Genomic DNA, 14,483 nt, shown 5'->3' on the forward strand with positions numbered 1-14,483 from the left:
ATGCCGGGCTTTTTTATTCGGGAGCCGTACCGTTCAATGCAAGCGCGTTTCCGGCAAGATAAAGCGAGCCGCCGATCAGGATGCGCGGCGGCGGCCCTTCGGGATCGAAGCGACGCGATAGCTCGTCCAGCGCCTCGGTCAGCGAAGATGTAGGCGCCGCAACCAGACCGGCATCAAAGGCCGCATGGGCAAGCACGACGGGATCGATTGCGGCATCAGTGCCGCCGATTGGAACCGTGAAGACATACTCCGCGATATCGGCGAAAGCCTTGAAATAGCCCACCGGATCCTTGGTGTTGATCATGCCGGCAATGATGAAGAGCGGGCGCGGTGTCTTTTCTTCAAACCCCGCCATTGCCTCGGCAATGACTTCGCCCGCGCCTGGGTTGTGACCACCATCGATCCAGATTTCCGCATCCTTCGGAGCGATTTCAGCGATTTTTCCGGTTAGGACACGCTGAAGACGGCCGGGCCATTCCACTGTTGTCATGGCCTTTTCGATCATCCGCTCCGTCACCTCAAAACCGGCAGCCTTGACGGCCCGGATCGCGGCAGCGGCATTGGCAAGCTGGTGGCGACCGGGAAGACGTGGCAGCTGCGCATCGGTCAGGCCGAATTCATCCTGGTAGACCATACGGCCGAATTCTTCATGGGCGGAAAAATCCTGCCCATAGACTGATGCCGGGCAACCAAGACGCTCAGCCGTGGAAACGAGGGTATCCAGCGCCGCATCATACTGCTGATGACCAATGACGACAGGGGAACCCGACTTCATGATGCCGGCCTTTTCAGCGGCAATCAATTCCACCCGGTCGCCGAGATAGGCCTGATGATCGAGCGATATCGGCATGATAACGGAAACGGCCGGGTTGTTGATCACATTGGTCGCATCGAAGCGCCCACCGAGTCCAACCTCGACCACGGCAGCATCTGCCGGATGCTCCGCGAAGAGCAGAAACATCGCGGCGGTCAGAATTTCGAAAACCGTTATCATCTGGCCGCCGTTGGCAGCTTCGATGCGGCGCAGCGCATCCGCAAAGACGGCATCATCGACATAGCGGCCTTTTTCGCCGGAAACGCCGATGCGATAACGTTCATGCCAGTTCACGAGATGCGGAGAGGTGTGAACGTGCACGGAAAGTCCTGCCGCCTCCAGTAATGCGCGGCAAAAGGCCGTAACCGAACCCTTGCCGTTGGTGCCTGCGACATGAATAACCGGCGGCAACCTTTTCTGAGGGCTGCCTAGTTTTTCCAGAAGACGGGAAATTCTGTCCAGTGAAAGATCAAAACCCTTGGGGTGAAGCTGCATCAGCTTTTCGATGATCTGTTCGGCCTCGCCGATTGCGGGCTTCGTCATATCTTCTGTTCGCCTTTCAGGCGTTGTATTAGCCATTTGTCCGCCGCACCCGAGATGAAATCATGCAACGTGTAACGTCATCCCGAAGGCGCTTCCCGCCTCCGGGCGACATATTTTTCCGTCAGGCCGAAGCCGCAAGCGGAATGACCGCGTTTGCTTCTGCCGGAGCCTTCGTCATGATCTTGAGAAGGCTTGCCAGCGTATCGGGAATTTCGCGGCGATCGATCACCATATCCACCATGCCGTGCTCCAGCAGGTATTCCGATGTCTGGAAGCCTTCAGGCAGCTTTTCGCGAATGGTCTGTTCGATCACGCGCTTGCCCGCAAAGCAGATTTCGGCGCCCGGCTCGGCGATATGCACGTCACCCAGCATGGCGTAGGAAGCAGTGACACCACCCGTCGTCGGGTTCGTCAGAACCACGATGTAGGGCATGCCTGCTTCTTTCAGCATGTTGACAGCAACCGTGGTGCGCGGCAGCTGCATCAGTGACAGAATGCCTTCCTGCATGCGGGCGCCACCGGAGGCCGGGAACATGACCAGCGGGCAACGCTCTGAAATGGCGCGCTCGAACGCCTTGACGATGGCTTCGCCGGCCGCGATGCCGAGAGAACCGCCCATGAACTGGAATTCATGCACAACGGCAACGATCTTCAGGCCTTTCAGGAGGCCAACGCCAGCAAGAATGGTATCTTCCTGCTCGGTCTTCGTGCGGCTGTCGCGCAGACGGTCGGTGTATTTCTTGGAATCGCGGAACTTCAGCGGATCCTGCGCCACCTTCGGCTGCGGCAAGGCCTCATAGACGCCACCATCGAAAAGATCGACGAGACGCGCCTTTGCCGGCATCTTCATGTGGTAACCGGAAGCCGGAATGACCCACTTGTTATCTTCCAGATCCTTGTGGAAGACCATCTCGCCCGTTTCCGGGCACTTGATCCACAGGTTCTCAGGAACCTCCGGGCGGCGGCCAAGCATGGAATTGATCCGGGGCCGTACGTAATTGGTGATCCAGTTCAACTGACTACTCCTGACTGGGCCGCGCACTTATTCCGCAGCGGCAAGGCGCGACGCACGCACGCCCGTTGAAAGTCCTTTTACCAGCGTCGTGACGGATGGCACGGTATCGGCGGTTGCCTGCCCGTCCTTCGTCAGACTGCCGGCAATCTGGTTGACGATGGCCGAACCGACCACCACGCCATCCGCCACGGCACCGATCGCTTTGGCATGATCGGCCGTCTTGACACCAAAACCGACGCAAACCGGCAGTTCCGTATGCGCCTTGATACGACCGACCGCGCCAGAGATCAACGAGGGATCGGGCAGTGCGGAACCGGTAATACCGTTCATCGATACGTAATAAACGAAACCTGAGGTATTTTTAAGAACGGTCGGCAAGCGCTTGCCATCCGTCGTCGGCGTGGCGAGACGGATGAAATTCACGCCGCGCGCCAAGGCGGGCACGCAAAGCTCATCATCCATTTCAGGCGGCAGATCGACCACGATCAGACCATCGACGCCAGCCGCCAACGCATCGTCAAGAAATTTGTCGACGCCGTAGATGTAGATCGGATTGTAATATCCCATCATCACGATCGGGGTCGCGTCGTCGTCCTTGCGGAACTCGCGGGCGAGATCGAGCGTGGTTTTCAGCGTCTGGCCACCTTTCAGCGCGCGCTGTCCTGCCAGCTGGATCGCCGGGCCATCCGCCATCGGGTCGGAAAACGGCATGCCGAGCTCGATAACGTCGGCGCCTGCTTCCGGCAGGGCCTTCATGATGCCGAGCGAGGTTTCGAAATCCGGGTCGCCGCCCATGAAATAGGTAATCAGAGCCGGGCGGTTTTCAGCGCGCAGATCGGCAAAGCGCTTGTCCATACGTGCAGTCATGGTCTTACATTTCCATTCCGAGGAACTTGCTGACGGTGTGGACATCCTTGTCCCCACGACCCGAGAGATTCATCAGGATGATCTCATCCTTGCCCATCTTCGGTGCGCGCTTGATGACTTCCGCCAGTGCGTGGCTTGGCTCCAGAGCGGGAATGATGCCTTCGAGGCGCGTCAGCATCTGGAAGGCGTCCAGCGCCTCGTGGTCCATGATCGGTACATATTCCACGCGGCCGATATCATTCAGCCAGGAATGCTCAGGGCCGATGCCGGGATAATCGAGACCTGCGGAGATGGAATGGCCTTCCTTGATCTGGCCATCCGCGTCCTGAAGCAGGTAGGTGCGGTTTCCGTGCAGAACGCCTGGCGAACCGGCCGTGATCGAAGCGCAATGCTCCTCGCCCGAAAGACCCCTGCCGCCAGCCTCGACGCCGACGATACGGACACTCTTGTCATCAAGGAAAGGATGGAAGATGCCGATGGCATTCGAGCCACCGCCGACAGCCGCAATGACCATATCCGGAAGACGGCCCTCCGCCTCCAGCATCTGTGCCTTTGCTTCCTCACCGATGACTGCCTGGAAATCGCGAACCATTTCCGGATAGGGATGCGGGCCGGCAGCCGTGCCGATCAGGTAATAGGTGTCATCGACATTGGTGACCCAGTCGCGCAGCGCCTCGTTCATGGCATCTTTCAGAGTGCCGTGGCCGGCCGTTACCGGCTTTACCTCAGCGCCCAGAAGCTTCATGCGGAAAACATTCGGCGCCTGACGGGCAACATCCGTCGCGCCCATATAAACGACGCAGGGCAGGCCGAAGCGTGCGGCGACGGTCGCCGAGGCAACACCGTGCTGGCCGGCACCGGTTTCGGCAATGATACGGGTCTTGCCCATACGCTTGGCAAGCAGGATCTGGCCAAGGCAATTGTTGATCTTGTGCGAGCCGGTGTGATTCAGCTCTTCGCGCTTGAAATAGATCTTGGCGCCGCCCAGTTCGGCCGTCAGGCGTTCCGCGAAATAAAGCGGGCTCGGGCGGCCAGTGTAATGAGCGCCGAGATATTTGAGTTCTGCCTGAAATTCGGGATCGGTCTTTGCCTTCTCCCACTCCGCCTGCAAATCCAGAATAAGCGGCATCAGCGTTTCGGCAACGAAGCGGCCTCCGTAAATGCCAAAACGGCCGTCCTCATCGGGACCGGCGCGGAAAGAATTGGGTGTTGGCGCGTCGTTCACTTCAAGCTCCCTTTGGGCCTTTCGACCAATCATTCACCACATCGAAGAATGCATCAATCATCGCAAGATCCTTGACGCCCGGCGCGCTCTCCACACCGGACGACAAATCCAGTCCACCAGCTCCGGTTTCGGCCAGAGCCTCCGCGACATTGTCCTTGTTCAATCCCCCGGAAAGCATGTAATCGATACTTCCGTCAAGAGAGCGCAGGATGGTCCAGTCGAAGGATACTCCGTTGCCGCCCGGCAAATCGGAACCCGCAGGCGCCTTGGCATCCAGCAGGAAACGGTCGGCTATGCCTATATAGGGATCAATCTTGGCAAGATCAGTGGCGTCGCGAACGGAAAGCGCCTTCATTACCGGAAGGCCGTAGAGTGCTTTGATGTTCAGCACCCTCTCCGGGCTTTCACTACCGTGCAATTGCAGAATATCCGGTCTCAGCAGATCAACGATCTCGTCCAGATCATCATTGTCGGCATTGACGGTAACGGCGACCACCTTTGCGGCGCCACGGACGGCTTCCGCCAGTCTGCCGGCGATATCGGGCTCGATGTTGCGGGGGCTCTTTTCAAAGAAAATAAAGCCGACATGGGAGGCGCCGCGCCTGACGGCACGCTCCAGCGCTTCCGGTGTCTTCAATCCGCAAATCTTGATATCCGGTTTCATACCCGCGACCTGACACGAAATGCGACAAGAGTCGAGCCAAATCGCACCCGTTTTCCATGGAATGTTTCACGTGAATCCAGATGGCGATGCACGCCTCCACTTTCAATCAAAATCGATGGCGTGGAGTTTAGAGCCGTGACGTTTCAGCCATTCCTTGGCTTCCTGCGTATGCGGGCAGAGTTTTTCGCACAGGGCCCAGAATTTCGGGCCGTGGTTCATTTCCCGCAGATGCGCGACCTCGTGGGCTGCGAGATAATCGATGACCTTTTCCGGAGCCATGACGATACGCCACGAGAAACTCAGATTTCCATCATGGGAACACGAACCCCAGCGGCTGCGGGTGTCCTTCATGCTGATGGATCGCACGGGCTTTCCGGCCGCGCTCGCGTGAACCGCAACAAGCCTCTCCAGATCAGCCTTCGCTTCCTTTTTCAAAAAAATGGCCACCCGTCTGCGCAGGTGTTCGGGCGCTCCGCTGACTTTCAATACCGTCGTGCCGTCCTCGTCTTTGGAGATATGAGTCAGGCCACGCAGGCTGCCAGTGTGATGGATGCGATGGGATACGCCGCGAATATCAACCGACGCACCATGACGCAAACCGTCAACTGGGCTGATTTTCGAAAGCTTGCCTTCAATCCAGCCCTGATGTCTTTCGAGAAAATCATCCACCTGGCCATGGTGAAGCCCCATCGGGATCGTCAGCTTCAGAGCCCGGCCGCCGGGTTCGATGCGCAAGGTGATGCGCGTGGCGCGCGGGTTTTCCTTCACCGTAATGGGCACATGACGGCCAGCCACCTCGACGGTGCGCTGGCTGGGCGCTACCTTTTTCTGCGCCGGCGAATTCACGGATTTTCTGAGGAACGAAAACATGGACTGTTCATAGCCGATTCGACACCGGCTTGGCCACGCAAATGCGCGGCATCGCCTGGCTTCCAGCGCTAGACAGTCTGGTTCTTGCGGATGAATTCCACCATGCGCGGCACAATCTCCTTGCGGAAACGCGACCCGTTGAAAACGCCGTAGTGACCGACGTCGGGCTGCATGTAATGCGCACGCTTTTCATCGGGGATGTTCCGGCAAAGATCGTGCGCGGCTTTGGTCTGGCCCACACCGGAAATATCGTCGTTTTCGCCTTCCACGGTGAACAGCGCAACGTTACGAATGGCAGCGGGATCGACCGCCCTGCCCCGATGCTGCATGTTTCCCTTGGGAAGCGCGTGTTCGATGAAGACGGTTTCCACTGTCTGCAGGTAGAACTCCGCCGTCAAATCCATCACGGCCAGATATTCATCGTAAAAATCGCGATGCTTCTCAGCGGAATCGCCGTCGTTCTTGACGAGGTTCAGGTAGAAATCCTTGTGTGCCGTCATGTGCTTGTCGAGGTTCATGGACATGAAGCCGGATAATTGCAGAAAGCCGGGATAGACATTCCGGCCAAAAGCCGGCTGCGGCCACGGTACCTGCATGACGACATTGTCGCGGAACCATTCGATTGGCTTGGCCGTGGCCAGACCGTTGACAGCTGTGGGATTGATGCGCGTATCGATCGGACCGCCCATGAGCGTCATGGATGCAGGCGCGAAACCGTCACCATCGGCTTCCATCAGGGACACTGCGGCCAGAACCGGAACCGAAGGCTGACAAACGGCGACCACATGGGCGCCGGGCCCGATCTCGCGCAGCATATCGATGACGTAGCTGATGTAATCGTCGAGATCGAATGTCCCTTCGGTGACTGGCACCATGCGGGCATCGATCCAATCGGTGATATAGATATCCGCCGATGGCAGCAGCGCCTCGACCGTTCCCCGCAGCAATGTGGCGTAGTGGCCTGACATAGGCGCCACCAGCAGCACCTTCGGATCTGGTTTGCGGGCCGCATCGAGTTCTTTTTTGAAATGAACGAGATTACAGAAGGGACGCGACCAGATGATCTCTTCAGTGACGGCAACGGTCCGGTCATCGACGGTGGTAGTCGCCAAACCGAACTCCGGCTTGATGTAACGGCGCGTCAGCCGCTCGAATACCTCAAAGCCTGCATCGAGGCTTCGCCCGAAGGCGGTGCTGGAAAGCGGATTCAAAGGATTGCTGCATGCTTGGCGCATCATATCGGCACCGGCGCGCAGTGGCGCCATCGCCGCATGGTTCATTTCATAGAGGTGGTAGAACACTGATTACGCCTCCTCGCGGATCAAGCTCTTTTTTTGACCATAGCAGCTTTTCGCAACTGCACAAAATCGAAGGCGCCGGTGGTTTCCCTCCGGCGCCTCAATTTCAGTTGAACGTTTGTTGATAATCAGATGTCGGCAACGAAGGTCTGTTTCTGGGAACCGAGGCCTTCAATGCCGAGTTCAACGACATCGCCGGTCTTGAGGTAACGCGGGGGCTTCTGGCCCATGCCGACGCCCGGAGGCGTGCCGGTGGAAATGACGTCGCCGGGATGCAGAGACATGAACTGGCTGAGATAGGAAACGACATGCGCGACGCCGTAAACCATGGTCTTGCTGGAGCCGTCCTGCATTGTCTGGCCGTTGACCTTCAGCCACATTCCGAGGTTCTGCGGATCGGTGATTTCGTCCTTCGTGACCAGCCAGGGGCCGATCGGACCGAAGGTGTCGCAGGATTTACCCTTGGTCCACTGTCCGGCACGCTCCGTCTGGAACGCCCGCTCGGAAACATCGTGCGAAACGCAATAACCGGCGACGTAGTCGAGAGCATCGGCCTCAGATACATATTTCGCGGTCTTGCCGATGACGACGCCGAGTTCGACTTCCCAATCGGTCTTCTCAGAACCGCGCGGAATGACAACATCGTCGTTCGGACCGACGATTGCCGAGGTCGCCTTCATGAAAATGACCGGTTCCGGCGGTACGGTCGCACCGGTTTCAGCGGCGTGGTCAGAGAAATTGAGGCCGATGCAGATGAATTTTCCGGTTCCGGCAACGCAAGCGCCAATGCGCTCTTCGGAGATTACGGGAAGAGTGCCGAGGTCGATGGCGGCAATCTTCTTCAGGCCTTCCGGAGAAATGGCTTCACCGCCGATGTCTTTGACATGAGCAGACAGATCGCGGACTTTTCCTTCCGCGTCGAGGATCGCAGGTTTTTCCTGGCCAGGCTGGCCAACGCGCATCAATTTCATGGAACTCTCTCCCGGTTGTCAGACAAGGTGATGCATATATGAACGATACATTCATACTTGTCACCCCTAGACTGCTTCGACTTTCGAAAAATACCTTTTCCCTCCCGACAATCAAAAGGACACGCCCGTGACGAACAGCAATTCCCGGCAATCCGAATATCCAGTCGATCCACTCTTCCTCGATCGGTGGTCTCCTCGCGCATTCGATGGAGATGCGATGCCAAACGAGCATCTGCTGACCATTCTCGATGCCGCGCATTGGGCGCCATCGGCATCCAACCAGCAGCCGTGGCGGTTTGTCTACGCGCACAAGGATAGCGAGGATTGGCCGCTCTTCGTGGAACTGCTGATGGAAGGAAACCAGCGATGGGCAAAAAATGCCTCGGTGCTGCTCTTCGTCCTTTCCCGCGACCACAATATTTCACGAGAGGGTGAGAAAAAGCCTTCAGCGACTCATTCCTTCGATGCCGGTGCGGCATGGTTTTCACTCGCCATGCAGGCGCATCTGCTCGGTTACCACGCCCATGGCATGGCAGGCATATTTAAAGACCAGATCGTGGAAAAGCTTGATGTTCCGGATGGATATAAGGTGGAGGCCGCAGTTGCCATCGGCACATTGACCGACAAGGCTGTTCTTCCTGACGATCTGGCAGAACGGGAAGTGCCCAGCAAGCGCCTCCCCCTTTCGGACGTAGCTTTCAAGGGGCGGTTCACCGGCAAGGCCGATTGATATCCGACAACACAGATGACAAAAGGCCCGGCGGAAATTGACCGCCGGGCCTTTCGTTAAAGTTTCGTTTCACGTGAATCGTCACGCGAGACGTCCCACAGGATTAAATGTCGAGATTGGCAACGCTGAGCGCATTTTCCTGAATGAAGTCGCGGCGCGGTTCCACCTCATCACCCATCAGGCGCGAAAACAGGCCGTCGGCATCCGTCGCATCGTTGACCTTGACCTGCAGCAGCGAACGTACATTGGCGTCGAGTGTGGTTTCCCACAGCTGCTCGGCGTTCATTTCACCGAGACCCTTGTAACGCTGCATGGAAAGACCCTTGCGGCCGGCGGCGAAAATAGCATCCAGAAGCGCACGCGGTCCGGCCAGTTCCATAGTGCCGTCTTTGCGTTGCAGAACCGGCGGAGTGACGTAAATATCGCGCGTGCGGGCCGCGAGCTGATCGATATGACGGGCATCGACGGAACCGATCAGGCCCATATCGAGCGTCGAGATTTCCTTGACACCGCGTACCATGCGCTCGAAGCGCAAGCCGCCATCTTCGAGCACCATGCCGGACCAGCCGCGTTCGGTTTCTTCCGCGATCATGTCCAGACGCCGGGCCACTTCGCCAACGGTTTCCTGGGCACGGGCAGCATCGGCCGAAAGCTCGGGGTTCAGGGCGCCGGCAATGGCGGCCTGTTCCACGATGGAGCGACTGTAGCGGGAATGCAGACCGTCGATCAGCGTGCGCATGCGCACCGCATCGAGAATGACCTCACGAAGGTCAGCGCCGATGCGTACTTCGCCGGAGCCGAGCGTCAGCGACGTATCCTCGATGCCCATCGAGATCAGATATTCTTCCAGCGCCTTCTCATCCTTGAGGTACTGCACGGATTTGCCGCGCGTCACCTTATAAAGCGGCGGCTGGGCGATATAGAGATGGCCACGCTCGATCAGTTCCGGCATCTGGCGGAAGAAGAAGGTCAACAGCAGGGTACGAATGTGGGCGCCGTCGACGTCAGCATCCGTCATGATGATGATCTTGTGGTAGCGCAGCTTGTCTGCGTTGAATTCGTCCTTGCCGATCGACGTGCCGAGCGCGGTGATCAGCGTGCCGATTTCCTGGCTGGACAGCATCTTGTCGAAACGGGCGCGCTCAACGTTCAGGATCTTACCGCGTAGTGGCAGGATGGCCTGCGTTTCGCGCGAGCGGCCCTGCTTGGCCGAACCGCCTGCGGAGTCACCCTCGACGAGGAAGAGTTCGGATTTCGCCGGATCGCGTTCGGAACAATCGGCGAGCTTGCCGGGCAGAGAGGCGATATCGAGCGCACCCTTGCGGCGCGTCAGTTCGCGCGCCTTGCGGGCGGCTTCACGGGCAATGGCCGCTTCCACCACCTTGCCGACAAGAATCTTGGCGTCGGACGGATGTTCCTCTAGCCAGGTGGACAGGGCCTCATTGACGAGACTTTCCACGACAGGGCGCACTTCGGACGAAACGAGCTTGTCCTTCGTCTGCGAAGAAAACTTGGGGTCGGGAACCTTGACGGAAAGAATTGCCGTCAGTCCTTCGCGGCAGTCCTCACCCTGCAAGCTGACCTTTTCCCTTTTCATGATGCCGGAAGTCTCGGCATAGGATGTCATCTGACGCGTGAGCGCCGCGCGGAAGCCAGCCATATGGGTGCCGCCATCGCGCTGCGGAATGTTGTTGGTGAAGCAGAGCACATTTTCATGGTAGCTGTCGTTCCACCAGAGCGCGACCTCAACCGTGATGCCGTCCTTTTCGCCATGAATGGCGACCGGCTTGTCCACCAGCGGTTTCTTGGCCCGGTCGAGATAACGCACGAAGGCTTCAAGACCACCATCGTAGAGCAACTCTTCCTGTTTGATATCAGAATGACGCTTGTCGGTGAGCACGATACGAACACCGGAATTCAAAAACGCCAGTTCGCGCAGGCGATGCTCCAGCGTACCAAAATCATAATCCGTCATGGTGAAGGTGTCGGGGCTCGCCAGGAAGGTGACTTCCGTGCCAGAGCGGCCTTCATATTCGCCAATGACCGAGAGCGGAGCATCGGCAACCCCATGGGTGAAGCCGATTTCGTGCAGCTTGCCATTGCGGCGGATTCTGAGCTTCAGCCAAACCGAGAGCGCATTTACGACCGAAACGCCCACGCCATGCAGACCGCCGGAAACCTTGTAGGAGTTCTGGTCGAATTTTCCACCCGCATGAAGCTGGGTCATGATGACTTCCGCGGCGGAAACGCCTTCGGAAGAATGGATATCAGTCGGAATGCCGCGTCCGTTGTCCGTTACCGTCACCGAACCATCGGCGTTGAGCGTCACCGTCACCAGATCGGCATGACCCGCAAGCGCCTCGTCGATGGCGTTGTCAACCACCTCGTAGACCATGTGATGCAGACCGGAGCCGTCATCGGTATCGCCGATATACATGCCGGGCCGTTTGCGCACAGCATCAAGACCCTTCAGGACCTTGATCGAATCGGCTCCGTATTCAGTGTTGGCGCCGACTTCGCTTGACGATGTTTCGGTCATAAGTACTCTTTCCAAAATTTCCTGGCCAAGTTTTCAGTGAGAAGGCCTGAAGCCCGCGAATCACTCAAATCCGACATACGACTATAGAAATTCTACACTCAATCCCAAAGGCCACATGCCTCAGAACGCTGCATAAAGCAGGGGATATAGGGGTTTCAATCGCAAGAACGGCTTTTTTGTAGCACCGCTGACAGTTCCTCTATCACACTCAGCGGCAGCTTGCGAATATCCCGCGCCAGCCGATTGGCAAAAGCCGTATATTGCGGCGGCAGACCGACCGTGTCGATCGCCACCTTGGGGTCGGAGGAGCCGGCGAGAAAGAACAATTCCTCCGCCTCATCCCAGATGATGTTGAAATATCCGGCGATGCGCTGGAGGAGATCGAAGCTCGGTTTGCCGCGTTTGCCGTGCTCCAGTGCCGAGAGATAAGCGGGGGAAACGCCGATTGCCGCCGCCATCTCCTTCTGTGTCACACCCTTGCGCTCACGAAGCAGCCGCACGGCTTCTGCAAAGGGCGTCATGATTTTTCACCCTTGCGGCGCGCCAACCGGACATAGAGAGCGCCATCGCCGCCGTGATTGGCGGATGCGTCCTCATAGGATGAAATCAAGTAACGATATTCCGGTTTGGCGAACCACATGGGCACGGCCCTTTTCAGCGCACCATCGCTGCCGATGGAGCGACCCTTGCCGGTGATGACGAGCACGTGCCGAAGGCCCCGTTCGTGCGCCCGCAATAGAAAGTCGAGCAAAACCGCATGGGCTTCGCTCTGAAACATGCCGTGCAGATCGATACGGCCTTCCAGCGGCAACCGCCCGCGCGTCAACTTGCGCTTAACCGGCTTTTCCATCGGTTGATGAATTTTTGGCTTCTTGTCCGGCGTAAAGGGCGAAACGTCCACCGGCTCCGCGAGCATCCTAGGGAAGACGGCGTTTGCCGTTTGCGGGACGACAGGTTCCGCCGCGGCTTCCTCGATATCGTCGAAAGCCAGCAAATCCTCCAGCCTGCCGGAGATGGGTCGGGCTGTTCTTGCGACCTTACCCCACAGAATGCGTTCTTCCTTGCCAAGCTTTCGACTGCCCTTCATCGCCGATACCTTTTCGCAGCAACATGCGGCAACAGCATATAGAAATCGGCGTCGTTGCGCACTGTGCCTGCAAGTTCTCCAGCTTCGAAACCCGAGCCGGTGAAAATGTCGCCGCGTGCCGGGCCAACGATGGCCGAGCCGGTATCGAGCGCCAGCATCAACTGCGCGAAGGGCTTGCCATTATCCAGGTGGGTCAATGACGGCGCATGTATAAAGAAGGGAAAACCGAAGGTGTGGATGAGCCTGTCCACCGCAAGCGCCCGCCCCGCGACCAGCGGCACCTTGGCGGCGGCGATCGGTCCCATATCCAGGCCGGCAACATCAGCCTCCCGGAAAAAAATATAGGAGCGATTATGCCATAGCACCCCATCCACCTCATCCGGATGGTCGGCGAGCCATTTGCGAATTGTCTGCATCGAGATCGTTTTCGGATCCAGTTCCCCACGATCCAGAAGCAACCGACCGATCGGCGAGAACGGATGCCCGGCCTTGGCGGCATAGGTGATGCGTTTCACCTCTCCATCAGGAAACAGAAGACGGGCAGCACCCTGAACGTGGACGAAAAACAGATCGACCTTCGATCTCGCCCAGGCAATCTCAAGCCCCCTGCCCTGCAGATATCCTTCGTCGATCGCGCGGCGATCGGGAAAATAGGAAATGCCGTCCTCGCCCTCTCTACCAAAAGCATAGGACAGATCAAAACCGCTCGGGCGATTTTCGTCGTCGATATCCACCAGCTCCGGTGGGCGGCGGTAGACCGGATACTTCCAGACATCGTCGCGGACTGACGATACCTCAAGCTCCGGTTCATAAAAGGCAGTTACAAAACCGCGTTTTCCGCCGGGTGGTGAAATTTTGAAAGGCACACAATTCGTCTCGAAAAACCGGCGGGCCTGCTGGGGACTATCCGCTTGTTCCTCATCGGCCAGTTCCAGAAGCGAGGCCAGTTCGCCGGCGGTGAGACCCAGCGCGCCGGTCCTATAGGGTTTTGAATTCCGAAGATGTGACAGGATCGTCCGCATCGCCGGAAACAGCTTACGCGGATCGTCGTCCTGCCATCCCGGTAGATCACCGAAAGAAACTTCTTCGAACGAAAAGGGCGTGTTCATTGCTCGGATTCAGTGGCGATCAGCTTCCAGTTGGGATCGCGCGAGCGGACATCACGCGAGAAGGTCCAGATGTCGTCCACTTCCGCAACCGCATCGGGATCGCCGTCCACCAGCTTGCCATCCTTGTCATAGGTGGCCGAAATCAGCTGGCTGACTATTCTGAGCGTGATCTGCTCTTCGGAATCGCGGATACCGGCCTGGGTGATATCGGCCTTCTCTATTCCCACGAAAGTGGACTTAACCACCTCGCCGCGACTTTCCCGCTCGGAAATGGCCGCCTCGAACCCGTCGAAAACTTCCTTCGACAGAAGGTTCTTCAACGTCTTGCGGTCACCATCGGCAAAACCCATGACGATCATCTCATAGGCCATGCGGGCGCCGTTCAGGAATTCCTTGGGGCGGAAGGTCGGGTCCTTGGTCATCAGCTCGCGCAGAGATGTATTCAAGGCAGTATCGACGGGTGCCAGAGCATCCGCCTCGGCAAAGCGGTTTTCGTCCTCCGCCTCAGAGCGTTTGGGCAGGGTCACGACCTTGTTATCGTCCGTGACGGGGCCTTTCGCGACATCGCGCGGCGTGTAAGGGTCGAATGGCGGCTTCTCGTTGCCGGTTCGGCGACCAAGAACGCTGCGCAGCTGAAGAAAGATCAGCACCGCTGCAACGAGAAAAAACAATGTGATAAAGTCGCTAAAGCCCATCTTTTACCAAAACCGCCATTTAAATTCAAAAACCTGAACATCATATAGTCTGCATC

At 57.8% G+C, this 14,483-nt stretch carries 14 protein-coding genes; 1 reads left to right on the plus strand and 13 read right to left on the minus strand.

Annotated elements, in window-relative coordinates:
• Window positions 1-13 precede the first annotated feature (13 nt).
• From ACQZ5Y_RS14780 to ACQZ5Y_RS14815, 8 genes are all read right to left on the minus strand, one after another.
• Window positions 14-1,393, minus strand: coding sequence for a bifunctional folylpolyglutamate synthase/dihydrofolate synthase (locus ACQZ5Y_RS14780; protein WP_174050248.1), 1,380 nt, complete (start codon window positions 1,391-1,393; stop codon window positions 14-16).
• 85 nt (window positions 1,394-1,478) lie between these two features.
• The gene (gene accD, locus ACQZ5Y_RS14785; protein WP_013635186.1) at window positions 1,479-2,372 is read right to left on the minus strand and encodes an acetyl-CoA carboxylase, carboxyltransferase subunit beta; all 894 of its coding nucleotides are present in this window, start codon (window positions 2,370-2,372) and stop codon (window positions 1,479-1,481) included.
• A gap of 27 nt (window positions 2,373-2,399) precedes the next feature.
• A complete protein-coding gene (gene trpA, locus ACQZ5Y_RS14790; RefSeq protein ID WP_112153941.1) occupies window positions 2,400-3,239 on the minus strand; it encodes a tryptophan synthase subunit alpha in 840 nt (279 codons plus the stop codon).
• A 4-nt stretch (window positions 3,240-3,243) separates the two neighbouring features.
• On the minus strand, window positions 3,244-4,464 hold the full coding sequence (trpB, locus tag ACQZ5Y_RS14795) for a tryptophan synthase subunit beta (RefSeq protein WP_019565940.1): 1,221 nt from the start codon (window positions 4,462-4,464) through the stop codon (window positions 3,244-3,246).
• Window position 4,465: 1 nt separating this feature from the next.
• Window positions 4,466-5,128, minus strand: coding sequence for a phosphoribosylanthranilate isomerase (locus ACQZ5Y_RS14800; protein WP_065688736.1), 663 nt, complete (start codon window positions 5,126-5,128; stop codon window positions 4,466-4,468).
• Between the two features lie 102 nt (window positions 5,129-5,230).
• Entirely contained in the window at window positions 5,231-5,998 is a 768-nt protein-coding gene (locus ACQZ5Y_RS14805; protein WP_174050246.1) for a M48 family metallopeptidase, read from the minus strand.
• A gap of 68 nt (window positions 5,999-6,066) precedes the next feature.
• A complete protein-coding gene (locus ACQZ5Y_RS14810) occupies window positions 6,067-7,299 on the minus strand; it encodes a polyhydroxyalkanoate depolymerase (RefSeq protein ID WP_019565942.1) in 1,233 nt (410 codons plus the stop codon).
• A 125-nt stretch (window positions 7,300-7,424) separates the two neighbouring features.
• The gene (locus ACQZ5Y_RS14815; RefSeq protein ID WP_038489218.1) at window positions 7,425-8,267 is read right to left on the minus strand and encodes a fumarylacetoacetate hydrolase family protein; all 843 of its coding nucleotides are present in this window, start codon (window positions 8,265-8,267) and stop codon (window positions 7,425-7,427) included.
• Window positions 8,268-8,394: 127 nt separating this feature from the next.
• On the opposite strand from ACQZ5Y_RS14815, the gene ACQZ5Y_RS14820 reads away from it, so the two are divergent.
• Complete coding sequence (locus ACQZ5Y_RS14820) at window positions 8,395-8,997, plus strand: nitroreductase family protein (RefSeq protein WP_013635180.1); 603 nt, start codon at window positions 8,395-8,397, stop codon at window positions 8,995-8,997.
• A gap of 103 nt (window positions 8,998-9,100) precedes the next feature.
• Here ACQZ5Y_RS14820 and gyrB read toward each other — a convergent pair whose 3' ends face one another.
• The 5 genes from gyrB to ACQZ5Y_RS14845 form a co-directional block, all read right to left on the minus strand.
• Window positions 9,101-11,536, minus strand: coding sequence for a DNA topoisomerase (ATP-hydrolyzing) subunit B (gyrB, locus tag ACQZ5Y_RS14825; protein WP_112290200.1), 2,436 nt, complete (start codon window positions 11,534-11,536; stop codon window positions 9,101-9,103).
• A 155-nt stretch (window positions 11,537-11,691) separates the two neighbouring features.
• On the minus strand, window positions 11,692-12,057 hold the full coding sequence (locus tag ACQZ5Y_RS14830; protein ID WP_003516346.1) for a helix-turn-helix domain-containing protein: 366 nt from the start codon (window positions 12,055-12,057) through the stop codon (window positions 11,692-11,694).
• A complete protein-coding gene (locus ACQZ5Y_RS14835; RefSeq protein ID WP_013635178.1) occupies window positions 12,054-12,623 on the minus strand; it encodes a Smr/MutS family protein in 570 nt (189 codons plus the stop codon). The genes ACQZ5Y_RS14830 and ACQZ5Y_RS14835 overlap by 4 nt, the downstream gene beginning before the upstream one ends.
• Window positions 12,620-13,732, minus strand: a complete 1,113-nt coding sequence (mltA, locus tag ACQZ5Y_RS14840; RefSeq protein WP_111796797.1) for a murein transglycosylase A — start codon at window positions 13,730-13,732, stop codon at window positions 12,620-12,622. Before mltA ends, ACQZ5Y_RS14835 begins: the two co-directional genes overlap by 4 nt.
• Window positions 13,729-14,427, minus strand: coding sequence for a Tim44/TimA family putative adaptor protein (locus tag ACQZ5Y_RS14845; RefSeq protein ID WP_003516349.1), 699 nt, complete (start codon window positions 14,425-14,427; stop codon window positions 13,729-13,731). Before ACQZ5Y_RS14845 ends, mltA begins: the two co-directional genes overlap by 4 nt.
• Window positions 14,428-14,483 lie beyond the last annotated feature (56 nt).

The organism is Agrobacterium sp. A3-95, from assembly GCF_053521785.1.

Excerpts from the sequence above, each read along its gene's own strand:
- ACQZ5Y_RS14780 (WP_174050248.1), bottom strand. The coding sequence starts at position 1,393 with ATGGCTAATACAACGCCTGAAAGGCGAACAGAAGATATGACGAAGCCC.
- trpA (WP_112153941.1), bottom strand. The coding sequence starts at position 3,239 with ATGACTGCACGTATGGACAAGCGCTTTGCCGATCTGCGCGCTGAAAAC.
- ACQZ5Y_RS14800 (WP_065688736.1), bottom strand. The coding sequence starts at position 5,128 with ATGAAACCGGATATCAAGATTTGCGGATTGAAGACACCGGAAGCGCTG.
- ACQZ5Y_RS14805 (WP_174050246.1), bottom strand. The coding sequence starts at position 5,998 with ATGTTTTCGTTCCTCAGAAAATCCGTGAATTCGCCGGCGCAGAAAAAG.
- ACQZ5Y_RS14815 (WP_038489218.1), bottom strand. The coding sequence starts at position 8,267 with ATGAAATTGATGCGCGTTGGCCAGCCTGGCCAGGAAAAACCTGCGATC.
- gyrB (WP_112290200.1), bottom strand. The coding sequence starts at position 11,536 with ATGACCGAAACATCGTCAAGCGAAGTCGGCGCCAACACTGAATACGGA.
- ACQZ5Y_RS14830 (WP_003516346.1), bottom strand. The coding sequence starts at position 12,057 with ATGACGCCCTTTGCAGAAGCCGTGCGGCTGCTTCGTGAGCGCAAGGGT.
- ACQZ5Y_RS14835 (WP_013635178.1), bottom strand. The coding sequence starts at position 12,623 with ATGAAGGGCAGTCGAAAGCTTGGCAAGGAAGAACGCATTCTGTGGGGT.
- mltA (WP_111796797.1), bottom strand. The coding sequence starts at position 13,732 with ATGAACACGCCCTTTTCGTTCGAAGAAGTTTCTTTCGGTGATCTACCG.
- ACQZ5Y_RS14845 (WP_003516349.1), bottom strand. The coding sequence starts at position 14,427 with ATGGGCTTTAGCGACTTTATCACATTGTTTTTTCTCGTTGCAGCGGTG.